Source organism: Wenjunlia vitaminophila DSM 41686, from assembly GCF_000380165.1.
GTDB lineage: Bacteria > Actinomycetota > Actinomycetes > Streptomycetales > Streptomycetaceae > Wenjunlia > Wenjunlia vitaminophila.
The window spans coordinates 1-25980 of sequence record NZ_KB904671.1; the positions used below are offsets into that span (position 1 = coordinate 1).

Genomic DNA, 25980 nt, shown 5'->3' on the forward strand with positions numbered 1-25980 from the left:
TGATGCCCGCGTCGATACCGACCGCGTTCGTGGTGGCCGGGGCCGGGGTGATGCGGTCATCGCACAGCAGGGACACGTACCAGCGCCCGGCGCTGTTGCGGGACACGGTCACCGTCGTCGGTGCCGCACCCTTCGGAAGGGGACGCGACCAGCGGATGTCCAGCGGGTCGGCCATCTTCGCGAGCGTCAGCTTCCCNTCGCGCCACTTGAACGCGGAGCGGGTGTACTCGGCCGACGCGCGGGACTTCTTCCGGCTCTTGTACCGGGGGTACTTGGCGCGCTTGGCGAAGAAGTTCGTGAACGCCGTCTGAAGGTGGCGCAGTGCCTGCTGGAGCGGGACGCAGGACACCTCTGCCAGGAAGGCGAGTTCCTCGGTCTTCTTCCACTGCGTGAGCGCGGCGGAGGACTGGACGTAGGAGATCCGGCGCTGCTCGCCATACCAGGCCCGCGTGCGTTCCTCCAGCGCCTTGTTGTAGACGAGGCGGACGCAGCCGAACGTGCGCGACAGCTCTGCTGCCTGCTCGTCGGTGGGGTAGAAGCGGTACTTGAAAGCCCGCTTGACCTGCAGCGCCACGCCTCACATTATATCAGCCCTTATGTGAGTAACGGCTGTTGGCCGGTGATGGGCGGACACCGGTCCGCCCTGGCGGCGAACCGGCTCTCCCTGCCCTGCTCCGCAGGAGCTTCGTTTCCTCCCCCGGCTGAAGCCGGGGGTATCCACGAAGGAAAGCTCCGATGACCGACCTCGGCGGCGGCCGCATCCGCATCGACTACGGAACCACCACCGCGCCGTCCGACAACGGACTGGTGTACACGATGCGGCAGACGACTCGGGACACCGCGGCCGGGTTCGTCTGGGAGTCGAGCGACGTGACCGTCCGCAGGATAGCGGCCCGGTACCTGCACGGTTTCGGCATCGTCGGGCAGTTCAGCGAGAACATCACCTTCGACCACAACGAGTTCCGCACCGACCCCACCACCGGCCGCACGACCTCGGCTTTCGCCGACATGATCCAACTGTCCGGGGTCAGGGGGAAGGTGACCATCACCAACAACGTCTTCGACGGACCGCAGGACGACCCCATCAACATCCACGGTACGTACCTCCAGGTGACCCAGCGGCTCGCCCCGGACACGTTGGTGCTGTCGTACATGCACAACGAGACGGCGGGCTTCCCCCAGTACCATCCGGGCGACCAGGTCGAGTTCGTCGAGAAGCGCACCATGGCGGCCGTGGCCGGCGGCACCGCCACGGTCCTCAGCGTCGACGGACCGTCCGGGCAGGATCACGACAAATCGCTCACGACGATGACCGTGACGTTCGACCGGCCGGTCCCCGATGTCGTCACGGCGGGCGGCTACGTCGCCGAGAACACGACGTACACGCCCTCGGCGCGCATCGCGGGCAACGTCTTCCGGAACGTGCCGACCCGGGGAATCCTGGTCACCACGCGGCGACCCGTCGTCATCGAGAACAACGTCTTCGATGCGATGTCCATGGCGAGCGTGTACATCTCCTCGGACGCCTACCAGTGGTACGAGTCGGGGCCGGTGCGAGACGTGCGCATCCGGCACAACACCTTCCTCCGACCGTCCGGTCCAGTGATCTTCGTTGACCCGACGAACCAGGTGCTCGACCCCGCGACCCCGGTGCACCAAGGGATCCACATCGAGCAGAACGAGTTCCGCATCGGCAACGTGGAGCTGGTGAGCGCCAAGAGCGTCCGCGGCCTCACGTTCGTCGGCAACGACGTCCGCCGCCTCGACCGCGACCAGCTCCTCGCCGTGCGGGCCGACGACCCGTGTCCCACCGTGGGCGCCACGACGCGGCTCAGCGCCTTCGCGATCAAGGCACCCCACTCCTCGTCCCTGTTCAGCCTCCACGGCGCCAGTGACGTCCTCATCCGGGACAACCAGTACGACAACGGGCTGAACCTGCGGGCTGACCTTGACGCGACGCAGGCCGACCAGGTCACCGTCGAGGGCGACGACATCCGGTTCGGGCAGGACAACGTCCTCCCCGTGGTTCAGGAACCGCGGTTCAGATCGAGCGAGCCGCGGGTACTGAAGGTCGCACCCGACGGGACAGCGACGGCGCTCGCCGCGGGCAGTGCGGAGGTGACGGCGGTCGTCAGGACGGAGACCGGCAAGCTCGTCTCCCGCCCCCTGACGATGACCGTCGGCGGCGATCCCGCATCGCCCGCGTGCAGCAGGACCACCTTCGTCAGCGACATGCCCTTCACCGCCGAGTCCAACGGCTGGGGTCCGGTGGAGCGTGACATGTCCAACGGCGAACAGGGCGGCGGCGACGGCAACCCCCTGCAGATCCGAGGCACCCGGTACGACAAGGGGCTCGGAGTGCACGCCCCCAGCTCGGTCTCCGTCCTGCTCGACGGCCGGTACGAGCGCTTCGTCTCCCAGGTGGGCCTGGACGATGAGGGAGGCGGCAACGGCAGTGTCGCCTTCGAGGTGGTCGCCGACGGCAAAGTGATCGCCACCACCCCGGTTATGACCGGGAGCGACCCGGCACGCACCATCGACGTCGATGTCGCCTCGGTCCAGGAGCTGACTCTCCGCGTCACCGACGGCGGCGACGGAAACTCCTACGACCACGCCGACTGGGCCGACGCCCACCTGGTGCCGACTGGCTGACATCCGGCACCGACAGGCACCGCTGCCCCGGCCGATCCCCGGTCGGGGCAGCACCGTGCGAGGCTGCGGCCGCCCGTGCTCCTGGGGTGGTGTCGGCGTTGGTCGGGTCGGCGCCGGTGTCCAGGACGGTGACCCGGCTCCCTCCTGGATTGACGGACGACTGAGGGCGGCGCCCCGCCCCCGCCCCGCCCCAACCCGCCGGGCCCGGGTCCGCGGGAGCCCGCAGGGGCAGGCGAACGCGCAGCGAGCGTCCACCAGACGTCGATGAGTGGGGTCGAACGCCGAGTGACGCAAGAAAAGCAATCAGAAGTCGTCAAGTTTCAACGGGATAGAACGTCATGACACCGCAGTTGCGCGCGGACGTCAAGCATGGAACGTGAAGGGATCCACTGCGGTATGGGGTTGCATACCACTCCATACGCTGACAGATGATCCCCCCTGACACCACATCGGGCGCCGACCCGGCGGACTGCGCGGCACCGGTCAGCGTCACAGCGAACCTGACGCCCGTTTGCGACCGCCGCCCAGAGCACGCAACCGGACGTCACCGCGGAGGTTCTCCCGCACGACGCTTGACAGCGCTCTACTACCGCTCGGAGACTTCCCTGCGACCGCTTGTTTGCGCCAACATGAAGGAGGGATGACGCAGTGCGGCGCTCGGGCGGCCACTTCCTGCCCGACTCGTGCGGCCCCAGGCACCGCGGTCCCAACGATCCGCGCCGCTCTTCCCCGCAACCCGTGGACCACGGTGGCTTCGCACCATCGACGCACGCTTCTTCGGCCAGGTCACAGCATCCGGATCACCGTTCGCCACCCAAGGCCCGATCCCGGGCACCCCATCCTCACGCAGACGCGCCCCTGAGCCGGGGACGGACGCAGTCAGCCCCCGGAGGAGTCGGCACGATCCACGGGCGGCACCGACATCCGGCTGACCGATGCCGTGTTTCCGCTATCACGGCAATGGCATGACCCCACTCAGGTGCGCCTCGGAAATCAGGTACCCAACCATGCCGCGCTCAATAACGACCCTGCTCGCAGTGTTCCTCGCGCTACTCGCCCCTCTCCTCGGAGGCGTCGGCCCCGCCCACGCGGCCGAGGTGTCGGTACCCAACGGGGAGCAGTTCGTGGACTCCTCCGGTACGCCACTGCACGCCCACGGGGGAGGCGTCATCAAGGTGGGCCAGTACTACTACTGGTTCGGCGAGAACAGGAACGCCGACAACACCTTCCGCTACGTGTCCGCCTACCGTTCCACCGACCTCAAGACGTGGGAGTTCCGCAACCACGTTCTGACTCAAGCCAGCGATCCCGAACTCCAGTTCGCCAATATCGAGCGTCCCAAGGTGATCTACAACGCCTCGACCGGCCAGTTCGTGATGTGGATGCACAAGGAGAACGGCTCCGACTACGGGGAGGCCCGTGCCGCGGTCGCCGTCTCCACCACGGTGGACGGTGACTACACCTGGCGCGGGAGCTTCCGGCCGCTGGGCCACATGTCCCGGGACATCACCACGTTCGTCGACACCGACGGCACCGGGTACATGATCTCGGCCGCCAACGAGAACCGCGACCTGCACGTGTACCGGCTCAGCCCCGACTACACCACGGTGGCGGCCCAGGTGCAGAAGCTCTGGGCGGGCGGGTCGCGCGAGGCCCCGGCGATGTTCAAGCGCAAGGGCGTGTACTTCCTGCTGACCTCCGGCGCCACGGGTTGGTCGCCCAACCAACAGATGTACGGCACCGCAACCAGCATCACGGGAAGCTGGAGCGGCCTGAGCACGGTCGGGGACTCGACCGCCTACCGCAGCCAGACGGCCTACGTGCTGCCGGTGCAGGGGACCTCCGGAACCGACTACCTGTACATGGGTGACCGCTGGGGCAACTCCATGGGCGGGACGGTCAACGACTCCACGTACGTCTGGTTGCCATTGGAGTTCCCGACCAACACCACGATGACCACGGACTACTCCCCCCGGATCACCATCGACACCGCCGCGGGGACGGTGTCCGGCATGGACGTGCCCTGGGAGACGCTGAGCGCGCGCCACAGCGGCAAGTGCGCTGACGTCTCGTCCTTCGACACCGCCGAGTCGGCGCCAGTGGTGCAGTGGTGGTGCGGCACCGGTGTCAACCAGAACTTCTGGCTCAAGGATCTGGGCTCGGGCTACGTGCAGGTCATGGCCCGGCACAGCGGCAAGTGCCTGGACGTGGCCGACCAGTCAACCGCCGACGGCGCGGCGGTGGTGCAGAACTCCTGCAACGGCCAGCCGTCCCAGCAGTGGAAGGTCCAGAAGGTGGCGGGCACCACCTACGCGCAGTTGGTCGCCCGGCACAGCAGCAAGTGCCTGGACGTCGCGGACCAGTCAACGGCCGACGGCGCGGCCCTGCTCCAGTGGGCCTGCAACGGTGGCGCCAACCAGCAGTGGAAGCGCACCGGCGGCTGACCCCCGCACCGGCACACGTCCCCGCGGACCCGTCGGGGGGACGTGTGCCGCCCCACCCGGACCTGCCCCGCGGCGCGCCCCGTCGGCGCGGGGCGGCCGGGCCCCCACACCGCACACGACCCGAGGAATGCGCATGTTCCTGACCCGAGTCCGGTCCACCCTCCGACGAAGCAGGGGGCGCACCGCCGCCGGTGCCGCGGTCGTCACCGTGGCTGCCCTCCTGCCGGGCGGCGTGGGCCAGCCGGCCGCCGCGGCCGCGGCGACGTCCAGCGTGACCGTCCGCCTCGATCCGAGTTACCAGCAGCAGCCGTTCGAAGGCTGGGGCACCGCACTGGCCTGGTTCGCCAACGTCACCGGGGGCTGGCCGGACGCCCAACGCAACCAGCTCGCCGATGACCTGTACGGCCAGGACGGCCTGGCCTTCACCATCGCCCGCTACAACATCGGCGGCGGTGACAGTCCCGAGACCGAACCGTACATGCGCGCCGGTGGCGCCGTGCCGGGGTACTGGAACCGGCCAGCCGTCCACGGCCCGCCGCCCGGGGCGGACGAGGGCTGGACCGAGCCCACCGACTGGTGGGACCCGGCGAACCCGGACCACTGGAACGCCACCGCCGACACCAACCAACAGTGGTGGCTCGAGGCGGCCAAGGCCCGCGGCGCGACCACCTTCGAGGCGTTCTCCAACTCGGCGCCGTACTTCATGACGCGCAGCGGGTTGGTTTCCGGCGCCGACAACGCCTGGGAGGACAACTTGCGGTCCGACCAGTACGACCGGTTCGCCGCCTACCTGGCGGGCTCCCTCGAGCGCGCCGAGGCCACGACCGGCGTCACCTTCGACAGCGTCTCGCCGGTGAACGAGCCCAACACATCCTACTGGAGGGCGGGCGGCCGTCAGGAGGGCTCCCACTGGGACCCCGCCTCGCAGGCCCGCATCATCTCCACCCTGCGCAGCACCCTGGACGCGGAGGGCATCGACACGCCGATCGCCGCGATGGACGAGACGAACCCCGACCTGTTCCGCGCCAACTGGAACACCTACCCGGAGTCGGTGCGCTCCGCCGTCGGCAGGCTCAACACCCACACCTACGGCACCTCCGGCCGCACCGGTCCCCGGGACATCTCCAAGGGTTCGGGCACGCCCCTGTGGATGTCCGAGGTGGACCTCGGCGGCAGCGTCGGACAGAGCTTCACCTCGATGAGCCCCGCCCTGGACCTCGCCCGGCGCATCAACGACGACATCAGGGAGCTGGAGCCCCGCGCCTGGGTGTTGTGGCAGGCGGTCGAGGACTACGAGAACATGACGCCGGAGCACGAGAACTCGAACTGGGGCCTGATCCAGACGGACTTCACGCCGTCCGACGCGGCGACCGAGCCCATCCGGAAGAACAAGAAGTACTGGGCCATGGGCAACTACAGCCGCTTCGTCCGCCCCGGAGCCCGTGTGATCAACACCAGCTCCGCCGACGCGCTCGCCGCGCTGCGTCCTGGTGGTACGGGCGCGGTGGTGGTGTACACCAACACCTCGGGCGACGCCCGGACGCTCACCCTCGACCTGGGCGGCTTCCAGACCGTCGATGACACGCCGGTACAGCGGTACACCACTGACCCGGCCAAGAACCTGCAACGCGACGGCGACCTCAGCGCCACCGCGGCCAAGACGGTGACCACCACGGTGGGCCCGCACTCCGTCACCACGTTCGTCATCCCTGGTGCGAAGGGGACCGACCCGGCGGCGGCCACCGTTCCGACCGGCACCCCGCAACAGGTCCTCAACGACAACAGCGGCAAGGCGCTCGCCGCCGGCACGCGCATCGTCCAGCGCACGCCCGACGCCACCGACCCGGCCCAACGGTGGACCTTCACCAAGGTGTCCGGTGGCTGGGACAACAACGCCGCCTACCGACTGACCAACGCCAAGAACGGCAAGGCCCTGAGCGTCGAGGGCGGGTCCCTCGCGCTGGCCGCGCCGGCCACCTCGCCCGAGCAGCACTGGATGCTCTCGACCACGGGGAACGGACACAGCACGCTCATCAACGCCGCCACCGGTTCGCTGCTCGACGTGACGGGCGGGGCCACAAGCGACGGGGCCCCGGTGGGGACCTACCAGCCGACCACCGGCCGCAACCAGTCCTGGACGTTCCGCGGCACCGTTGACACCTGGAACACCCTGCGCGTGCGGCACAGCGGCAAGTGCGTTGACGTCCAGGGCGGGTCCACCGCCGCCGGCGCCACGGCGGTCCAGAACACGTGCGGCGGCGCCACCAGCCAGCGGTGGTCCCTGCGCGGCAGCAGTCCCGGCCACGTCAACGTCGTGGCCCGGCACACCGGAATGTGCCTCGACGTCAGCGGCGGGGCCACCAACGACGGGGCCGCCGTGGTGCAGTACACCTGCAACGGCGGCGTCAACCAGGAGTGGTCGTTGCGCAGCGTCGCCCCCGGGCACGTCACCCTGGTGGCGCGGCACAGCGGCAAGTGCCTGGACGTGTCCGGCGCTTCCACGGGCGACGGCGCCCCGCTGGTGCAGTACGCCTGCAACGGCGGAGCCAGCCAGCAGATCCAGCTCGGCTGACGTCCCGGCGGGTGTCCGGTCGATCCCGACCGGACACCCGCCCTGTCCCCCCGTCTCGTTCTCCGGTGCCGTACCGGTCCCGGTGGCGGTCGCCGACCGCGCGGGACCAGGCGGTCCGGCCGGGCCCGGCGGTCAGCGGGGTCCGCAGTTCACCGTGCCGGGCCGGGGGGTGCCGAGCTGGCGCGCGTGACGAGCTGCGGCGAGACGGTGATCAGGCCCGCGGCCCGCGCGTCGCTGCCCGCCTTGTCGATCTGGTCGAGCAGCAGGGCCACGCACTGCCGGCCCACCTCCTCGAAGTCCTGCCGGACGGTGCTGAGCGGGGGGGCGTAGTAGGCGGACTCGGGCACGTCGTCGAAGCCCACCACACTCACGTCCTCGGGCACCGCACGGCCCGCTTCCCTGAGCGCGAGCATGACGCCGAGGGCCATGTGGTCGTTGGCCGCGAAGACGGCCGTGACGTCCTCCCGGGTCGCCAGTTCCCTGCCCACCCGGTACCCGGACTCGGCGGTCCAGTCACCGGACCTCAGCGGGGGTACGGGGGCGCCCGCGTCCTTCAGCGCGACGTGCCAGGCGGCGGCACGGCGGCGTGCCGCGTAGGAGTCCTGCGGACCGCCGACGTGCCACACGGTGCGGTGCCCGAGCCCGAGGAGGTACTGCGTGGCCGCGGTCGCGCCGGCCGCCTGGTCGGTGTCCACCGCGGGGTAACGCCGCTCCGGGTCGCCGTCGGCGACGACGATCGGAACACCGGACGAGACGTCGAGGCCAGGACGCTCCAACACCTGGGCCTCGATCACGATGAGGCCGTCCACGGCCTGGTCCGTCAGTTGCCGGACCGCCTGCTGCACCGCGTTCCCGGTGGGTTCCTCGGCACACACGACGTTCACCGAGTACCCGGCGAGCTGCGCCGCCCTTGAGACCGCGGCGAGGGTCCTGGCGTTGCCGTGGGCACTGAGGTCGAACGTGACCACGCCCAGGGCGTGGAACCGTCCGAGGGTGAGCGCCCGTGCCGCGCTGTTCCGCTGGTACCCGAGGATGCGCATGGCTGACAGGACGCGCTCGCGGGTCTCCGCCTCCACGTTGGAGCTGCCGTTGGCCACCCTGGACACGGTCTGCGAGGACACCCCCGCCAGGGCCGCGACGTCCGCCTGGGAGGGAGGACGCCGTTTCCCCCGGGCGGTTGCGCCTCGCTGGCCGCTTCGCTCCGGCGCTGTCCTCTCCCTGGGACTCATACCTCTCCCTCCATACATGGGAGCGCAAACATATCACCATCACAGGCAACGCTTCCTGTGGCCGCCGCCTCGTCGGTGGCGCCGCGCGCCCTCCCCCGCGCCTGGGTCCGCATGCAGGAGGTAACGATGCCGCATCGCGGGGACAGGCACTTGACGTGACAGCCAACGCCCCTCAAGACTGACCGCCAGTCCAGCATGTTCGCGTAAACATGGCTCGCACTTCGCAAGGGACTCACTGTGCGTACACCGTCACCACCGGGGGCTCCCCGTGGAGAAGGCTCGGCTCCGCCAAGTCGCAGGCCGACCAGCAGACGCCTGGCCACGGGCAGTCAGGGCCGTTACGGCTACCTGTTCCTGACGCCGTTCGTCCTGGCCTTCCTGGTCGGCATCGTCGCCCCTCTGCTCTACGCCGCCTATCTCAGTTTCTTCCAGGAACGGATGGTCGGCGGGACCACGTTCGTCGGGTTCGACAACTACGCGCGGGCACTGGAAGACCAACTGCTGCGGGCGGGTCTCTGGCGGGTCGCGCTCTTCCTCGCCATCCAGGTGCCGCTCATGCTCGGCCTCGCGCTCCTGGCGGCCCTCGCCATCGACAGCGGGCTGCTCCGCTGGGCCCCGTTGTTCAGGATCGGCATCTTCATCCCCTACGCCGTCCCCGCCGTCGTCGCCTCCCTGATGTGGGGATACCTCTACGGCGACCGCTTCGGCCTCGTCCGGCAGATCGGCGACGGCCTGGGTGTGGACACCCCGAACCTGCTCGGTTCGTCCTGGATGCTCGCCTCCATCGGCAACGTCGTCACCTGGGAGTTCGTGGGCTACAACATGCTGATCCTGTACGCGGCACTCCGGGTCATACCCGAGGAACTCTACGAGGCCGCAGCCATCGACGGCGCCGGCGAGTTCAGGAAGGCCTGGAGCATCAAACTCCCCGCCCTGCGCCCGGCCCTGCTGCTGGCCAGCGTCTTCTCCGTCATCGGCAGCTTCCAGCTCTTCAACGAGCCGAACATCATGCAGTCGCTCGCCCCGAACGTGGTCACGACCAGCTACACACCCAACATGTACGCGTACAACCTCGCGTTCAACGGGCAGCAGTTCAACTACTCAGCCGCTGTGGCCGTCATCCTCGGACTCGTGACCGCCGTGGTCGCCTTCGCGGTCCAGGTCAGCGGGAGCCGCAAGGAGCACGCCCAGTGAGAGCGTCCGCCAACCGCCACCGCCGCCGCGGCACCCGTCAGCACAAGAGCACGCCGCTCACCGCCGCCATGGTCCTCATGCTGCTCTACACGCTGCTGCCGCTGGTGTGGCTGCTGATGGCCAGCACCAAGGACAGCGGTTCCCTCCTGTCGAGCTTCGGCCTGTGGTTCGGCGACGGCTTCCACCTGTTCGGCAACGTCAAGGACGTGCTGACCTACGACGACGGCATATACGTGCGGTGGTTCGGCAACACCCTGCTCTACGCCCTCGTGGGGGCCGGCGGAGCCGCCCTCATCGCGACCATCGGGGGGTACGCCCTGGCCAAGTACCGCTTCCGTGGTCGCAACGCCGTCTTCGCCCTCGTCCTCGGGGCCATCACCATCCCGGGGACGGCCCTCGCCGTACCCACCTACCTCCTGTTCAGCGAGGTGGGCATCGTTGACACGCCCTGGGCCGTCATCCTGCCCTCGATGGTCAGTCCCTTCGGTCTCTACCTGATGCGGGTCTACGCCCAGGAAGCCATCCCTGACTCCCTGCTCGAAGCCGCGAGGATCGACGGCGCGGGCGAACTGCGCACGTTCTTCACCGTGTCGCTGCGCCTGCTCGGCCCCGGCTTCGTCACCGTCCTGCTGTTCGCCCTCGTGGCGACCTGGAACAACTACTTCCTGCCACTGATCGTCCTCAGCGACCCGAACTGGTTCCCGCTCACCGTGGGCCTCAACCAGTGGAACAACCTCGCCACCGGCGCGGCCGGCAGCGGCACCACCACGACCGGCTTCTACCCGCTGGTCGTCACCGGCAGCGTCCTGGCCATCATCCCGCTCGTCATCGCCTTCCTCTTCCTCCAGCGGTACTGGCAGTCAGGGCTGGCGGCAGGAAGCGTCAAGCAGTAGCCGCCGGTCACCCAGGGCCACCCGCACCCCACACCACCTCACCGATCCGCTGTTCCGGCCTGCCCGGAACGGCCCGCCAGCAAGGAAGAGTCCGACATGGCCCACCCACGCCCGATCCACCGCAGAACACTCCTGTCCGCCTTCTCGGCCGCCGCACTCACCCTCGCCGTCACCGCCTGCGGGAACGACGGCGAAAGCGGGCCGAAGGGCGATCCTGCCGACGCCCTCGACACGCCCACCACCCTGACCTTCTGGACCTGGGCCCCGAACGTGGACAAGGTGGTCGCCCGATTCGAGAAGAAGTACCCCAAGATCAAGGTCAAGGTCGTCAACGCCGGTCAGTCGGCGGCCCAGTACACCAAGCTCCAGACCGCCATCAAGGCGGGCACCGGCGCGCCCGACGTCGCCCAGGTCGAGTACTTCGCGTTGCCCGAGTTCGCCCTGACCAAGCGATTGGTCAACCTCAAGGACTACGGGGCGGCCGAGCTGGAGCCGAAGTTCGCCGCGTCCGCGTGGTCGCAGGTGTCGATCAGCGGTGGAATCTACGGCATCCCCCAGGACACCGGTCCGATGGCGATGTTCTACAACGCCGAGGTCCTGCGGAAGTTCGGCATCGAGCCCCCGAGGACCTGGGCCGAGTTCGAGGCCGCCGCCGACAAGCTGCACCGGGCGGACCCCGACCGCTACATCACCTCCATCGACCCCGGTGACGCCGGCTTCCTGGACAGCCTGCTGTGGCAGGCCGGAAGCCGCCCCTTCAGGCAGACCTCCGACAGCTCGGTCAGCGTGGACCTGGCGGACAACGGCGCCCAGAAGGTGGCCGAGTTCTGGACGCGCCTCCTCAACAAGAACCTCGTTGACACCGCGCCCGGCTGGACCAACGAGTGGTGGCAGGCGATGAGCAGCGGGAAGTACGCCATGTGGATCATTGGTGCCTGGGCCCCGGGAAACCTGGCCAGCACCATCCCCAACACGGCCGGTCAGTGGCGCGCGGCGCCGATCCCCCAGTGGAACGCCGGTGACTCCGTGTCCGCCGAGAACGGTGGCTCCGCCAACGTCGTGACCGCGACCAGCAAGCACAAGGAGGCAGCGGTTGCCTTCGCCACGTGGCTGAACGCCGAGGCGGAGGGCACCAGGGCGCTGTCCGAAGCCGGGCTCTTCCCCGCCACCACGGCCCTGCTGACGGACCCGGACTTCCTCGACACGCCGATCGAGGTGCTCGGTGGCCAGAAGGCCAACCAGGTGCTCGCCCAGTCGTCCGAGGCGGTCAAGACCGGCTGGCAGTTCCTGCCCTACCAGGTCTACGCCAACTCCGTGTTCAAGGACACCGTGGGCCAGAGCATCGGTGCGAGGAAGCCCCTGGCTTCCGGACTTCAGGCCTGGCAGGAGCGCATCACCGAGTTCGGCGAGCAGCAGGGGTTCTCGGTCTCCGCCTCCTGACCCGGCCCCCGGTGGACACGGCCGTGGCGCGCCCCGGCCCGCGCAGCGGCCCCTGGCCGCACCTCCACAGCCACCACCCGCCGCCGCACGGCCCCCGCACCCCGCGTCCTGCCCGCGGGCCGGGCGGGACCAGCCACCGGCGCCTTCGCCGGCCCCACGCCCGTTCCCGTACCCCGGCCACCACGAACCGAGGAGCACCAGCCGCTCATGTCCTCCCCCCTACGGATCCACAGCGAGGGGTTCGAGCTCAACGGCGAGCCCCACCGCATCATCTCCGGAAGCCTGCACTACTTCCGCGTGCACCCGCGGCAGTGGGCCGACCGCCTGAACAAGGCCAGGCTCATGGGCCTGAACACCGTGGACACCTACGTCCCGTGGAACCTGCACGAGCCGCGGCCGGGCGAGTTCCGCATGGACGCCGAACTCGACCTCCCGCGCTTCCTCGACCTCGCGGCCGAGCAGGGTCTGCACGTGCTCCTGCGCCCCGGCCCGTCCATCTGCGCCGAGTGGGAGGGGAGCGGGCTCCCGTCCTGGCTCCTCGCCGAGCCCGGGATCAACCTGCGTACCCAGGACCCGCTGTACCTCGACGCCGTCGAGGCGTACTTCGGGTTCCTCCTCCCGCGCCTGCTCCCCCATCTGGCCACCCGCGGTGGCCCTGTCATCGCCGTCCAGGTGGAGAACGAGTACGGCGCCTACGCTCGCGACGGCGCCCACCTGGCCCACCTCACCGCGCTCCTGGGCCGCCACGGCGTCGATGTCCCGCTGTTCACCTGTGACCAGCCCGCGGACCTCGAGCGGGGCAGCGTGAACGGCGTCCTGAGCACCGCCAACTTCGGCAGTCGTCCGACGGAGAACCTCGCCGCGCTCCGTGCCCACCAGGCCGCCGGGCCCCTGATGTGCACCGAGTTCTGGATCGGCTGGTTCGACCGCTGGGGCGGGCGACACGTGGTGCGCAACAGCGCGGAGGTCGCCGCCACCCTGGACGAGATGCTGGCCGCGGGTGCTTCCGTCAACTTCTACATGTTCCACGGCGGCACCAACTTCGGTTTCACCAACGGCGCCAACGACAAGCACACGTACCGCCCGACCGTCACCTCGTACGACTACGACGCCCCGCTCGACGAGGCCGGTGACCCGACCGAGAAGTTCACGGCCTTCCGGCAGGTCATCGCCAAGTACGCCCCGGTCCCTGACGAGCCCGTCCCCGCCCCCGCGAGGAAGCTCTCGGTTCCGGACGTCCCCCTGCCACGGAGCGCGTCCCTGCTCGGTCACCGGGACGCGCTGGGGGAGGCGGTGACTTCGGCGGAGCCGCTGACGATGGAGCAGCTCGGTCAGGACTTCGGGTTCGTGCTCTACGAGGCGACGCTGCCGGTCGCCGGAGCGGTGCTCCTGGAGGCGGAGGGCGTCCACGACCGTGCGCAGGTCTTCGTGGACGAGCAGCCCGTGGGCGTCCTCGAGCGGGAGAGCCACGAGCACGCCGTCGCCTTCGCCTCACCCCGGGTCGGCGCTTCGCTGAGCGTGCTCGTCGAGAACCAGGGACGCGTCAACTACGGCCCGGCGATCCACGACCGCAAGGGCCTCGTCGGCACCGTCCGGGTCAACGGTGAGGTGCTCACCGGATGGAGCAACCGTTCCCTGCCCCTGCGCTCCCTGGACGGTTTGCCGTTCGCGGACACCTCGGCGCCCACGGTCGGACCCACCTTCCACCGGGGCGTCCTCACCGTCGAGGAGCCCGCGGACACGTTCCTCAGCACCCGCGGCTGGACGAAGGGCATTGCCTGGATCAACGGCTTCAACCTGGGGCGCTACTGGTCGCGCGGTCCGCAGCACACCCTGTACGTCCCGGCCCCGGTCCTGCGGCCGGGCGAGAACGACATCGTCCTGCTGGAACTGCACGCCGCGCCCCACCGGCGCGCCGTGCACCTGCGTGACACAGCCGACCTGGGACCGACGGACGACTGACGGCGTCCGGCCCTCCGCCCGAACCCGCGGGGTCCGGTCCGCGGGGAGCGCCGCCAGGGGCTCGGGTCAGGTCGTGACGACGCCGTCCAGCGCGGCCACGGCCAGCCGGACCGCGTGGTCGGTCACCGCCGCGTGGTCGTCACCCGACTCCAGCGCGGTGGTGGCCGCGTTGACGAACCCCTGGAGCAGCAGCGCGGTGCGGCGCGGCGCGGTGTCGCCGAGGTCGGTCAGCGCGGCGATCAGCGGCTCCAGGATCTCCCGGTGGGCCTGCGCGGCACCCTCCCGCAGGACGGCGGCGTCCCGGTCGCTGGCCAGTGCCTTGGCTACCCGGTGTTCCCCGTCGCGGACGAGGTCGAGTTGCGCCCGCACATAGGCGGCGATCTTCTCGCGGGCTCCCTCGGCCGCGTCCATGTCGGCGCGGATGCGGGCGGTCCAGCGGGGCGTGACGTCGCGCACCACCTCTGCCAGGAGTTCCCTGCGGTCGGCGAAGTACTTGTAGACGCTGTTGCGGGCCAGCCCGGTGCGCTCGGCGACCGCGGCGAAGCTGACGGCGCCGGCGTCGCCCTCCTCCAGCAGCTCCCGGGCTGCGGTGACCAGGGCCCGGCGCTGCTGGGCCCGGTGGTCGGCGACCGTCGCGGCGCGGATCTTGGGCATGGACACAGTCTAGGAACGGTCGGGGCCGGACCCACCCCGCGTTTTGGGGACTAGGTGTCGCCATCATGTAGGTTGGCGACAGCACGTCCCCAAGGTGGAAGGAACGCCGTGCTTCTCCCCCTGCTCGAACTCAGGGCGGCCCGCGGTCGCTTCGTCCTGATGGGAACCGTCGTCCTGCTGGTCGCCGCCCTCGTCGGGACGGTCTCCGGATTCACCACGGGGCTCACCGACGACACCGTCTCCGCCCTGCGCCGGCTCCCGGCCACCCACGTCGCGTTCTCCCCGGACGCCAAGACGGACCAGTTCGCCCGCAGCCTGGTGGACGAGCGGACGCTGCGTGGCTGGCGCGGCCAGGACGGCCTCGAGGCCGCACCGCTCGGGGTCTCCCTCACCCGCGGGACCAGCGACCGCGGCGCCGAGGTGGACATGGCGGCGTTCGGCGTGGAACCCGGGTCGTTCCTCGACCCCGGCGCCGACCGGGGGGCTCCGCTGGGCACCGAGCCCGACGGCATCGTGATCTCCCAGGACCTCGTCGACGAGGGCCTCCGCGTCGGGGACACCGTGGTCGTCGACCGGCTGGGCATCAAACTCCCCGTCACCGGCGTCACCGGCCACTCCGCGTACGGCCACGTTCCCGTCGCCTACCTCCCCGTGGACACCTGGCAGCGCCTGCGGTTCAGCACCCCCGGCGCGCCGGCCGGCCCCTCGGCCGAGGTCCCGCGCCAGTACAGCGCCATCGCGCTGCGGGCGGACGACGGCGCCGGGCTCACCGGCACGGACCGGGAGCTGGGGACCCGCACGGTGCCGCTGAAGGACAGCTACGCCGCCGCGCCCGGCTACTCCGGCGAGCGGATCACCATGACCTCCATCCAGGCGTTCCTGTACGTCATCGGCCCCCTGGTCGTGGGGTCCTTCTTCTCCGTGTGGACGGTGCAGCGGCAACCGGAGCTCGCCCTGCTGCGCGCGCTCGGGGCCTCCCGACGACGGCTGCTCGGCCACACGTTGCTCCAGGCCGGCGTCGTGGTGGTCGCCGGAACGGCGGCTGGCGGGGCGCTGGCGGCGGGCATCGGACTGCTGGTCGGCGGCGCGGTGCCGTTCAGCCTGCCGGCCGCCACCCTGCTGACCGCCCTCGCGGCGTTCGCCCTGGTCGGGCTCGCCGGCACCGCCCTCACCCTGCGCCGCGTCACCAGGAGCGACCCGATGACCATGCTGGGAGCCAACCGATGAGCCTGGAACTGTCCGACGTCACCGTCGCCCTGGGCAGCGGCGACGCCCGCACCACCGTCCTGGACGGGGTCTGCGCCCGCTTCTCCCCCGGCACCGTCACCGCCCTCGTCGGGCCGTCCGGCTCGGGGAAGTCCACGCTGCTGGCCGTGGCCGGGGCGCTGCTGCGCCCGGACGACGGGCAGGTGTTGCTCGACGGCCGGGACCTGGCGGCGCTCGGCGACTCCCAGCGCGCCAGGGTCCGGCGCGAGCACATCGGCTACATGTTCCAGAGCGGCAACCTGCTCTCCGGCCTCACCGCCGTCGAGCAGTTGCTGGCCGCCGCCTCCATCGCCGGCCGACGCCCGCGCCGCCTGCGCCACCGCGCCGAGGAACTGCTCGCCGCCGTCGGCGTCGGCCACCGCCTGACCCACCGGGCCGAGCAGCTCTCCGGCGGTGAACGCCAACGCGTCGCGCTGGCGCGGGCCCTGCTGCTGGCCCCCGCGCTGCTGCTGGTGGACGAGCCCACAGCGGCGGTGGACCGTTCCCAGGCGGGGACCCTCACCGAGCTGATCGCCGCCAGCACCCACGAACACGGCTGCGTCACGGTCGTCGCCACCCACGATCCGGCCGTCTCCGAGGTCGCGGACCACCGGCTGGACATGGCCGCTCTGACCGGTGCGGCCACGGGGGCGCGGCGCGCCGACCAGCCGTAGCCTGCACGCATGGATGACCAGCTCCCCATCGACCTCGGCGGGACCCGGTTGGCCCACCGGGTCTGCGGCCCACCGGACGCCCCGCCGCTCGTCCTGCTCCACGCCCTGGGCGAGGACGCCACGGACTGGGACCCGGTGGCACCCGTCCTCGCCCGGGACCGGCGGGTGTACGCCCTCGACCTCCGCGGCCACGGTCGGAGCGACTGGCCGGGTGACTACTCGATCGAGCTCATGCGGTCCGACGTGCTGCGCTTCCTGGACGAGCTCGGACTCAGCCGGGTTGACCTGGTCGGGCACTCGATGGGCGGCGTCGTCGCCTACCTGGTCGCGTCGGAAGCTCCGCACCGGGTGGCACGGCTCGTCCTGGAGGACGTCCCCGTTCCGCGTCCCCGCCGACCCACCACCCCGACCCGACCGGACGGCGAGCTGGGCTTCGACTGGGAGATGGTCCTGGCCATCAGGAAGCAGATCGACACGCCCGACCCGGCGTGGTGGGAGGGGCTCGCCAGGATCACCGCCGAGACCCTGGTGGTGGCCGGGGGCCCGCGCAGCCACGTGCCGCAGGAGGGCGTCGCGGAACTGGCCCGCCGGATCCCCGGCGGACGGCTGGTCACCATCGCGGGCGGGCACCTGGTCCACGCCACGGAGCCGGAGGCCTTCTCCGCGGTGGTGTCGGCGTTCCTCACCGGTCGGCCCGTCCCCGGCACCGCACCGACCCCCCGGTGACCAGCTCGTTATTCCGGTGACGATCCGGAACGACCCCGTTACGATGAGCCGAGTTCGATCACCAGGGCCGACGGTCCGCTGCCAGGACCCGAGAGGCGAACCGATGACGCAGACCGCCGTTCCGGCGCCCGGCCACCCCCAGAGGCTGGAGCGGGGACAACCGTTCCGCCAGTGGAAGACCTGGAAGATGCCCGGCACCGGGTTCACCCTCACCGGCTACTCGCGCGCCAACGACAAGACGTTCTTCCACATCCCCGAACTGCGGTGCGCCCTGGACGCGGGGCTGTGCGAGGGGCGTCAGGCGGAGACGGTGCTGCTCACCCACACCCACCACGACCACGTCAAGGACGTGGACTTCCTGGCTTCCCGGGCGGGTACGGACATCTACCTCCCCGCCGACGCGGTGCCACACGTCGAGTCCTACCTGCGGGCGTCCGCGGAGCTGAACCACGGCGCCCACTACGACCCCGACCTCGCCGGCGGGTACCGGCTGCACGGGGTGCGCGGGGGCGACGAGTTCCGGTTCGGCCGGCGCGGGCACCACGTGCGGGTGGTGGAGTGCGAGCACAAGGTGCCGTGCGTGGGGTACGCGGTCTCGGAGGTGGGCAAGGCGCTGCGCCCCGAGTTCGAGGACCTGCGCCGCTCGCTGGTCGAACGGGGGCGGGGCGGGGAGTTCGGCCGCGTCGCGGCGCAGCGCCGCAAGGAGGGCGTCCAGGTCGAACAGGAGGTGCGGCGCCCGCTGTTCGCCTTCCTCGGGGACACCCACGTCAACGTCTTCGACCGGAACCCGTGGCTGTTCACGTACCCGGTGGTCATCACCGAGTGCTCGTTCCTGGACGACAGCGAGCTGGAGCGGGCGGACCGGGTGGGGCACACGGTCTGGAGCCGGCTCAGGCCCGTGGTCGAGGGGCATCCGGAGACGCTGTTCGTGCTGACCCACTTCAGCCTGCGCCACTCGGACCGGGAGGTCCTCGACTTCTTCGAGCGGGAGGGCCGCGGGGCCGGGCGCCTGGGCAACGTCCTGCTCTGGGTGCACCCGGACAGTCACCTCCCCGAGCAGCACCAGCACCACGGCGCCTGAGTGCCGGGCGGCGCGGGCCCGGCGCCCGGCAACACGAGCCCCACCGGCCCGCGACCGGTCACCCTCGGCAGCCGAGTCGTCGCTCTTCGCTAGGGGCAACTCCGGTTCGCGGGAGCCCGACCACCGGTGCGGCACGCATGAAGAGGGAGGAAAGGGGCATTCAGCACCGAGCGAGGAAGAGAGGTGCTGCAATGATCATCAAGAAGCTGCACGAGATGGGTGTGCGTAGCGACTACGCCTACGCCGCGGGAGTGGGGTCCATCGGACTGGCGCTCCTGTCCTGGTTCGGGTCGTTGAAGGTCGAGGAAGGACAGGACCTGGCACGGGCCGACCGCTGGGGCATCTTCATCGGGGAGTGGGCGCCGACGTTCCTGACCCTGGGGCTGGCCCTCCAGCACTACGAGGACAACGGCGGCTGCTGCCACTGAGCGGCCCACCCGCTGCCCGAACTGCCGGTCACACCGTGGCGGCCAGGCGGCGGGTGTGTTCCTCCCAGGCGACGGTGAGGCGGTCCACCGCGTCACGCAGGGCGTGCGGCGCCTCGGCGAAGGACAGGCGCAGGCCCGCGCGGTGGCGACCGTCCACGCACATGGTCGGCCCTGAGGCGACCAGCACCCCGTAGCCGGAGGCGAGGTGCGCGAAGGTCTCCTGTCGGACACCGGCAGGTCCACCCACAGCGACGTGCCGGCCGCCGGGGTGGTGGGCCGCCAGGCGGGGAGGTGCCTGGCGAGCAGGCCGAGCAGCAGGTCCCGGCGCCGCCCGAGGGTCTGGCGCAGGCCGTCGTACCAGGCGGGTCCCGCGGCCCGGAGGAGGTGGAGGGCGACGAGCTGGGCAGGGACGGCGGGGGCGACGTCCACGGCCGAGCGGAGCCGCAGCACGTGGTCGCGGAGCGGGGCGGGGGCCCGCAGCCAGCCGATGCGCAGTCCGGCCCAGAAGGTCCTGGACAGCGACCCGACGGCGATCACTGACTCGTCGTGTGCGGCCAGGGGCGGGTCCTGCGGCCCTGGGGCGTGGTGAAGCCCGCACTGGGACACGTCCTCGACCACCACCACGCCGCTGCGGCACGCCAGGTCGAGCAGGGAGCGCCGCCGGGAGGAGCTCAGTACGGCCCCGGTCGGGCTGTGGGCGGCCGGATCGACGTACACCAGTGGGGCGGGTTCCCGAGCGGCGATCCTGGAGAGGGCGGCGGTCTCCACTCCGAGTCCGTCCACCGGAACGCCGACGAGCCGACCGTGCAGCGCGCTGACCGCGCTAACCAGGCCCGGGTTGGTGGGGCAGCCGGTGACCACGGTCCGGCCCTGTGACACCAGCGCGGCACAGACGAGGGCGAGGGCGTGTTGGGCCCCGGAGACGACGACGAGTTGTTCGGCGTCGGTGGGCAAGTTCAGCCTGACGGTGAGGTCGTCGGCGAGCGCCGCGCGCAGTTCGGGTAGTCCCGCGGCGTCGAGGCCGTGTCCGGCGCTGTCCAGCCGGGGCAACAGCACGTCGGTTGCGGGCAGGTGCCCCGTTCCGGCGGGGACCGAGAGCGACAGGTCGATGAGGTCGGGACGGCCGGAGGTGCGACGCTGCAGCAGGGCGGAGGCGGGCGTCTCCCGGGGGGCGTGTGTCCAGCCGGGACGGGGGCGGGCGAACGTGCCGGCCCCCTGGCGCCGCTCGACGAGTCCGGCGAGGGTGAGCTGCTCGTAGGCGCGGACCGCGGTGCCGCGGCTGGTCCCGAGCGCCGCGGCGAGCAGCCGCTCGGGGGGCAACCGGTCACCCGGTCCGACCAGTCGTCGTTCCATGGCTCCGGCGACGGCCCGTGCGAGCCGCTGGTAGCGGGGGCCGGGGAGTCGTTCCCACCCCTCCAGGGGTATCCGCACCCACCACCCGATGTCCTGGTCCATTCGGTCACATTGGCACTGTCCCGGGGTGACCGGCAACGCGCATGCTGGTCAGCCGCAGCGCCCGGCCACCCGCGCGCAACGGGCACCGAGGAGGAGCGTTGACCACGACACCGACGTTGGCGAGGCGGCTGTGGGAGGCGGTCGAGCCGATCCACGCCGTCGTGTACTACGCGCCGGAGCCGGCCGCCGCCGCCCGGGAGTTGGGACTCGCCGGCTGGTGGATGGGGTACTTCGCCGGGCGGCTGGCGCCGGTGGGGACCGTGGACGGCCCCCTGGCCCGGTCCCTGTGCTTCGCCATGGCCCCCCGACGGGTGGACCGGGCGTTGCCCGACGCCTGGGCCCGCACGGCTCCGCGGAAGGTGCTGGACAGCCGGGTGGACGCGGCCCGGGCCGCCCTGGAGCGGTGCCTGCCCGCGGTGCGGCACGCCGACCTCCGGCGACTGGTGCTCCTGCTGGAACGGGCGGTGGAGGGCTGCGGCCACGAGGGTCGCCCACTGGCCGCGGCATGGGCCGCGGTCCCCCGGCCGGGCACCCTGCTGGGGCGGTTGTGGTGGGCGGCCACGGTGTTGCGCGAGCACCGGGGCGACGGACACGTGATGGCGGTGGTGCACGCGGGGCTCACCGGCCTCGAGGCCGGGGTGACCCACGCCGCCACCGGCGACGTCTCGGGGGCTCTGCTGCGGACGAGCCGCGGTTGGACCGACGACGAGTGGGCGTGGGCGTGCCGTCGGCTCACCGCCCGGGGGCTGCTGACCAGGGCGGGCCGGCTGACCCGGAGCGGTGGGGCACTGCGGCGTTCGGTGGAGGACGCCACCGATCACCTCGCCGCGGCACCGGTCACACTCCTCGGCTCGTCCGGCGTCGAGGACGTCATCGCGGTCGCCGCCCCGCTGAGTCGGCACCTCATCGACACGGGCGTCGTTCCCGTGCCCAATCCCATCGGGGTTCCCCGACCCTGATCTCCTCACCCGCCTGACGGGGTTCCGCGCGACCCGCCTTTCCCCGCCCTGCTGCGCGGGGGTCCGTTCCCCCGGCCCGAGGACCGGGGCATCCCACGGAGGAGACCTGATGACCACCAGTCCCCCGTCCACGGTCCGCGTCGCCCTTGAGGGCGAGGTCGCGACCGTCACCATCGACCGCGAGCACAAGCTCAACGCCCTGGACCGGGCGACCATCGACGCGCTGGAACGCGTGTTGGACGCACTGGAGAGCGACGACTCGGTGCGCGCGGTCATCCTGACCGGCGCGGGGCGGCGGGCGTTCAGTGCCGGGGCGGACATCCCCGAACTGGCCGCCGACGTCGCCGGTGGCGTGGGGGTGGCGCTGCGGGAGTTCGTCCGGCGCGGGCAGGGCCTCACCCGGCGGGTCGAGAACTTCCCCAAGCCGGTCATCGTCGCCGTCAACGGGTTGGCCTACGGGGGTGGCTGTGAGCTCACCGAGGCGGCTCCGCTGGCGCTCGCCGCGGACCACGCCACCTTCGCCAAGCCGGAGGTCTCCCTGGGGTTCCCGCCCCCGTTCGGCGGCTCGCAGCGGCTGCCCCGGCACGTCGGGCGCAAGCGGGCCCTGGAGATGATCCTCACCGGTGATCCGATGTCGGCCCGGCACGCGGAACGGATCGGCCTGGTCAACGGCGTGGTTCCCGCAGCCGAGCTGCTGCCCGCGGCGACGGACCTGGCCCTGCGCGTCATCCGGAACTCCCCGACCGCGGTGACCGCGTGCCTGAACGCGGTCACCCGCGGGCTCAACCTGACCATCGACGAGGGGCTTGCGGTGGAGGCCTCCTGGTTCGCCGTCACGGTGTCGACCGACGCCGTCGTCGCGGGGCTGCGGCGCTTCACCGCCCGGCCGCGCCCGCACCGCGGGGCCGCCGGGCGGTGAGGCCGCTGGCGGAACGGGTCTACCGCAGACCGTTGTTCAGGGTGTTCATCAGCAGGCCGTTCGGCGTGTCCCCGGACATCTCCCAGATCATCCCGCCCAGCAGTCCCTTGGCCTTGATGTACTTGGCCTTCTCCGTGATCGACCAGGCGTCGTCGAACGACCACCACTGGCCACCAGGGCCGGTGTAGCCGTAGGTGGACACGGACTGGGTGTCGTGGTGGACGGTCATGTTCGGGTAGCTGGAGATCAGGTTCTGGTAGCCACGGGTCCCGGCCTCTTCCTGGAACTGGCCGGGAGCGGCGCCGTTGGCCCGCTGCCACTCGCCCGCCGCGCCGCCGTCCTCGACCTGCTGCCAGCCCCGGCCGTAGAACGGGAAGCCGATGGTCAGTTTGCGGGGGCTGACCCCGGCGTCGAGGTACGTCTGCACGGCGCGGTCGATGCTGAAGTCGTTGGCGTACGGCGTCTGCTCGTCCACGTGGAGGTTGGCCTGGTGGCCGGCGGTGTTCGGCTCCCAGGAGTTGTCACTGCCCGCTCCGTGGAAGTCGTAGCCCTGGATGTTGGCGACGTCCAGGTACTTGAAGATCTGCGACAGGTCCCAGCCGGCCTCGATCTTGTCGGGGTCGGCCGGGGTGAACGCGGTGAGCAGCTTGTGGTCGCCGCCCAGCGCGTCGAGCTGCTCACGGAACTCGGCGATCAGCGCGGTGTTGTTCGCCCTGTCCTCCGGGCTCCAGTGGTTGCCGGGGTGGCCGTCGGGGGAACCGGGCCACTCCCAGTCGAGGTCGATCCCGTCGAAGATCCCTGCGGCGACGCCCTTGCCACCCGCACCGAGGTACTCGGGGAGGTCCCCCTTGATGTACATGTCGATGCAGGACTTGACGAACTTCTGGCGTGCGGCGTCGGTCCTGGCGACGTCCGAGAAGTACTTGGAGTACGTCCACCCGCCAAGTGAGATGACGACCTTCAGGTGCGGGTACTTGGCCTTGAGCTTCCTGAGCTGGTTGAAGTTGCCGCGGAGCTTGCCCCAGCCGTCGTCGGCCACACCGTCCACGGACTGCGCGGCGGTGAAGGCCCGGCCGTAGTCGGCCTCGGCGTCGCCCGCCCCGTCACCCTGGTTCGGGTCCTGGGGGTTCTGGGTGGTGCCCTTGGTGACGCCGTTGAGGCAGGTGAGGTTCACCGGGTCGATGTTGGCGAACGCGTAGTTGATCACGTCGAGCTTGGCCGCGGCCCCGGAGGTGTCGAGGTTCTTCACGAAGTACTGGCGGCCGTAGACGCCCCACTGCACGAAGTAGCCGACCTTGGCGTAGCCGCCGTCGCCCACCGCCTCCTTGGTGGTGACCCGCAGGGTGTTGCTGGCGGGTGAGGCGTTGTCCGCCGCGTCCCGGGCCCTGACGGTGAAGTCGTGGGCGGTCGCGGGGGCGAGCCCGGTGAGGGTGGTGGTGAGGGTGCCTGCCGGGACGGTGGCGACCTTCGTCGAGCCCCGGTGGACGTCGTAGGCGGCGACCCGTTGGTCGTCGGTGGCCGCGTCCCAGTTGAGCTGCACGGTGCTCTCGGTGACCGTTCCGGCCCGGAGACTGGTCGGGGCGGTCGGCGGCACCGTGTCGTCCGCGGGGTCGAAGGTCGTCGCGGTGATGGGCGCACTCAGCGCACCGGGGTTGCCGCGGGTGTCCCTGGCCCGGACGGCGAACTGGTAGGCGGTGGCCGGCTGCAGGTCGTTGACGGTGGCCTCGGTGGTCGCGCTGGCCGCCACCACCGTCTCCCCGCGCAGCACCTCGTAGGACGCCACCGGGAAGTCACCCCTGGTCGCCGCGTTCCACCTCAGGCTCACGGTGTGGGCGGTGGTGTCGGCGACGGCGACGCCGGTGGGGGCCTGGGGCGGGATCGCCGGGCTGCCGTCGCACTTGTCCCCGTTGATCAGGCACCCGGTGGGCGGACCGAGCGGCCCGGATGCCTGGAAGGTGTAGCTGTAGGGCTCGGTGGTGCTGTTGGCCCGGACCGTGGCGTTGTAGTAGGCCGGGGCCACCACGACGTGCGGACCGTTGACGGTCGCCGTTCCGTGGGTGTGCCCGCTGATCGACACACCGGTGGGCAGGTCGAACTCGAGTGACCAGCCGTTCACCGCGGTGCTGGTGTTGTTCTTGACGATGAACGTGCCCGTCCACGACGTGCCGCTGCCGGTGCTGCGGAACTCGGCGGTGAGCTCGCCCGCGGCGTGCGCGGGGACGGCGAGCCCGGTCATGCCGGTCAGCAGCAGCGCCACGGCAGCGATCAGGGCGGTGATGACGCGACGCGACGGGGACGTCGGTCTGAGCGGTTGGGGTCCTGTGGACACGGCTCTCCTCGACGATGGGGAAGCGGAAGTGGACTGCCTCGTGCTGGACTGCCTTCTGCCGGGGCGACCGTCACCGGCACCCACGGCCCGCCGGCAGTCCCGGGGAGGCCGCGGGACGTACCGGGGCCACGTCCGTCGCCTCGCCCGTTGACCACCGTCGGGCTGCCCGGTCACGACGGGATCGCCGACGCGACGGCCGCCCTGGCCTCGGCGTGCGCCGAGTTGGTACAGACCTATAGCGCAATGCTCGCCGAGGTCATGTCAACAGCCCTCCAGGCGAGCAGGTCTGTACCAATGCCGCGACACGCCCCTCTTCCCCCACGCCCTCACCACGGAAGAGGGCTAGACCAATGGCGAGGATTTTGCCTTCCCTTGACCCCTGTTGCCGCGCCGCCCGCGTCGCGGGGCGGAGTTCAGGCGCACCTGGTCACGTTGGACGCGCCGGGACCGACCGAGACGTGGCGGGTGCGCGTCCCGCCGGGCGGGGCGCCCGGGCCCGTAACGCCGTCCCCACGAAAGGCGTCATCTCCGGCGACGCCCGTCGGCGCCCTGGGACATGGGCGACGGGCCAGTCGGCTACGAGGAGTCGGCGGCGGCGAGGTAGGCCGCGTTCAGGCGCTCGCGAACACTCGGTGACCGCGCCAGGAGTTCGGAGCCAAGGTGTTCGCGGCGGAGCTCGTCCATGAACTCCCGCCAGAGCGCGGGGCCACCTTGTTCGAGCAGCACGGCCGGAGCGTTCAGCGCGCTGCTCGTGGGTCGGTGGCGAATCCCCCAGCTTCCCAGTTGCACGAACACGGGCACGAGTTGGATCGCCGGTTCGGTCAGGCTGTAGCGCGCCCGCTGGCCGGGGCGCGCGTCCTCGCGGGTGAGCAGCCCCGACGCGACGAGTCGCTTGAGCCGGTCGGCGAGGATGTTCGAGGCGATCCCCTCGATCGAGTTGGTCTGCAGCTCTCGGAAATAGCGGCGGTCCCCGAAGACGATGTCGCGGAGCACGATCAGGCTCCAGCGATCACCGAACGCCTCGACGGCGGCGTTGATCGGACACTCCGACCGCGGCTCACTCGCTCCACCCATAGTGCTTGCAATCTACCACTGCCCGGTACTAACGTCGCGACGAGCGGTTG

Annotated in this window: 19 protein-coding genes; 13 read left to right on the forward strand and 6 right to left on the reverse strand. The window is 71.0% G+C overall.

Features of this window, described 5'->3' with window-relative positions:
- On the reverse strand, positions 1–574 hold a 574-nt coding region (locus A3IG_RS0114765), incomplete at its 3' end, for an RNA-guided endonuclease InsQ/TnpB family protein (protein WP_018384347.1).
- Between the two features lie 161 nt (positions 575–735).
- Here A3IG_RS0114765 and A3IG_RS35230 point away from each other — a divergent pair.
- From A3IG_RS35230 to A3IG_RS29810, 3 genes are all read left to right on the forward strand, one after another.
- Positions 736–2652 carry an NPCBM/NEW2 domain-containing protein gene (locus A3IG_RS35230; RefSeq protein ID WP_018384348.1) on the forward strand — a complete coding sequence of 639 codons (1917 nt, stop codon included), beginning with the start codon at positions 736–738 and terminating at the stop codon, positions 2650–2652.
- Between the two features lie 1007 nt (positions 2653–3659).
- Complete coding sequence (locus A3IG_RS0114775) at positions 3660–5096, forward strand: RICIN domain-containing protein (protein WP_026220275.1); 1437 nt, start codon at positions 3660–3662, stop codon at positions 5094–5096.
- A gap of 133 nt (positions 5097–5229) precedes the next feature.
- A complete protein-coding gene (locus A3IG_RS29810) occupies positions 5230–7668 on the forward strand; it encodes an RICIN domain-containing protein (protein ID WP_018384350.1) in 2439 nt (812 codons plus the stop codon).
- 149 nt (positions 7669–7817) lie between these two features.
- Here the strand turns inward: A3IG_RS29810 and A3IG_RS0114785 are convergent, their stop codons facing one another.
- A complete protein-coding gene (locus A3IG_RS0114785; RefSeq protein ID WP_051087506.1) occupies positions 7818–8897 on the reverse strand; it encodes a LacI family DNA-binding transcriptional regulator in 1080 nt (359 codons plus the stop codon).
- Positions 8898–9134: 237 nt separating this feature from the next.
- On the opposite strand from A3IG_RS0114785, the gene A3IG_RS33325 reads away from it, so the two are divergent.
- The 4 genes from A3IG_RS33325 to A3IG_RS0114805 all read left to right on the forward strand — a co-directional run bounded on the left by A3IG_RS33325 (position 9135) and on the right by A3IG_RS0114805 (position 14386).
- Positions 9135–10091 carry a carbohydrate ABC transporter permease gene (locus A3IG_RS33325; protein WP_026220276.1) on the forward strand — a complete coding sequence of 319 codons (957 nt, stop codon included), beginning with the start codon at positions 9135–9137 and terminating at the stop codon, positions 10089–10091.
- Positions 10088–10984: a carbohydrate ABC transporter permease gene (locus tag A3IG_RS33330; RefSeq protein WP_018384353.1), complete on the forward strand. Its 897-nt coding sequence runs from the start codon at positions 10088–10090 to the stop codon at positions 10982–10984. The genes A3IG_RS33325 and A3IG_RS33330 overlap by 4 nt, the downstream gene beginning before the upstream one ends.
- A gap of 96 nt (positions 10985–11080) precedes the next feature.
- Positions 11081–12424 (forward strand): ABC transporter substrate-binding protein, encoded by a 1344-nt coding sequence (locus A3IG_RS0114800; RefSeq protein WP_018384354.1) that lies wholly within the window; start codon positions 11081–11083, stop codon positions 12422–12424.
- A gap of 207 nt (positions 12425–12631) precedes the next feature.
- Positions 12632–14386 (forward strand): glycoside hydrolase family 35 protein, encoded by a 1755-nt coding sequence (locus A3IG_RS0114805; protein ID WP_018384355.1) that lies wholly within the window; start codon positions 12632–12634, stop codon positions 14384–14386.
- 66 nt (positions 14387–14452) lie between these two features.
- Here the strand turns inward: A3IG_RS0114805 and A3IG_RS0114810 are convergent, their stop codons facing one another.
- Positions 14453–15040 (reverse strand): TetR/AcrR family transcriptional regulator, encoded by a 588-nt coding sequence (locus A3IG_RS0114810; RefSeq protein WP_018384356.1) that lies wholly within the window; start codon positions 15038–15040, stop codon positions 14453–14455.
- Positions 15041–15148: 108 nt separating this feature from the next.
- Here A3IG_RS0114810 and A3IG_RS0114815 point away from each other — a divergent pair, with 108 nt between their 5' ends.
- The 4 genes from A3IG_RS0114815 (at position 15149) to A3IG_RS0114830 (ending at position 18766) form a co-directional block, all read left to right on the forward strand.
- A complete protein-coding gene (locus A3IG_RS0114815; RefSeq protein WP_018384357.1) occupies positions 15149–16267 on the forward strand; it encodes an ABC transporter permease in 1119 nt (372 codons plus the stop codon).
- The gene (locus tag A3IG_RS0114820; RefSeq protein WP_018384358.1) at positions 16264–16959 is read left to right on the forward strand and encodes an ABC transporter ATP-binding protein; all 696 of its coding nucleotides are present in this window, start codon (positions 16264–16266) and stop codon (positions 16957–16959) included. The genes A3IG_RS0114815 and A3IG_RS0114820 overlap by 4 nt, the downstream gene beginning before the upstream one ends.
- A 9-nt stretch (positions 16960–16968) precedes the next feature.
- The gene (locus A3IG_RS0114825) at positions 16969–17685 is read left to right on the forward strand and encodes an alpha/beta fold hydrolase (RefSeq protein ID WP_018384359.1); all 717 of its coding nucleotides are present in this window, start codon (positions 16969–16971) and stop codon (positions 17683–17685) included.
- 103 nt (positions 17686–17788) lie between these two features.
- On the forward strand, positions 17789–18766 hold the full coding sequence (locus A3IG_RS0114830; RefSeq protein WP_018384360.1) for an MBL fold metallo-hydrolase: 978 nt from the start codon (positions 17789–17791) through the stop codon (positions 18764–18766).
- Positions 18767–18855: 89 nt separating this feature from the next.
- Here the strand turns inward: A3IG_RS0114830 and A3IG_RS35240 are convergent, their stop codons facing one another.
- Positions 18856–20649: an aminotransferase-like domain-containing protein gene (locus A3IG_RS35240; protein WP_157862320.1), complete on the reverse strand. Its 1794-nt coding sequence runs from the start codon at positions 20647–20649 to the stop codon at positions 18856–18858.
- A gap of 98 nt (positions 20650–20747) precedes the next feature.
- On the opposite strand from A3IG_RS35240, the gene A3IG_RS0114855 reads away from it, so the two are divergent.
- Entirely contained in the window at positions 20748–21608 is an 861-nt protein-coding gene (locus A3IG_RS0114855; RefSeq protein ID WP_018384365.1) for an SCO6745 family protein, read from the forward strand.
- A 109-nt stretch (positions 21609–21717) separates the two neighbouring features.
- Positions 21718–22527 carry an enoyl-CoA hydratase-related protein gene (locus A3IG_RS0114860; protein WP_018384366.1) on the forward strand — a complete coding sequence of 270 codons (810 nt, stop codon included), beginning with the start codon at positions 21718–21720 and terminating at the stop codon, positions 22525–22527.
- A gap of 19 nt (positions 22528–22546) precedes the next feature.
- Here A3IG_RS0114860 and A3IG_RS0114865 read toward each other — a convergent pair whose 3' ends face one another.
- On the reverse strand, positions 22547–24856 hold the full coding sequence (locus A3IG_RS0114865) for a glycosyl hydrolase family 18 protein (protein WP_018384367.1): 2310 nt from the start codon (positions 24854–24856) through the stop codon (positions 22547–22549).
- A gap of 576 nt (positions 24857–25432) precedes the next feature.
- Entirely contained in the window at positions 25433–25930 is a 498-nt protein-coding gene (locus A3IG_RS0114870) for a winged helix-turn-helix transcriptional regulator (protein ID WP_018384368.1), read from the reverse strand.
- Positions 25931–25980 lie beyond the last annotated feature (50 nt).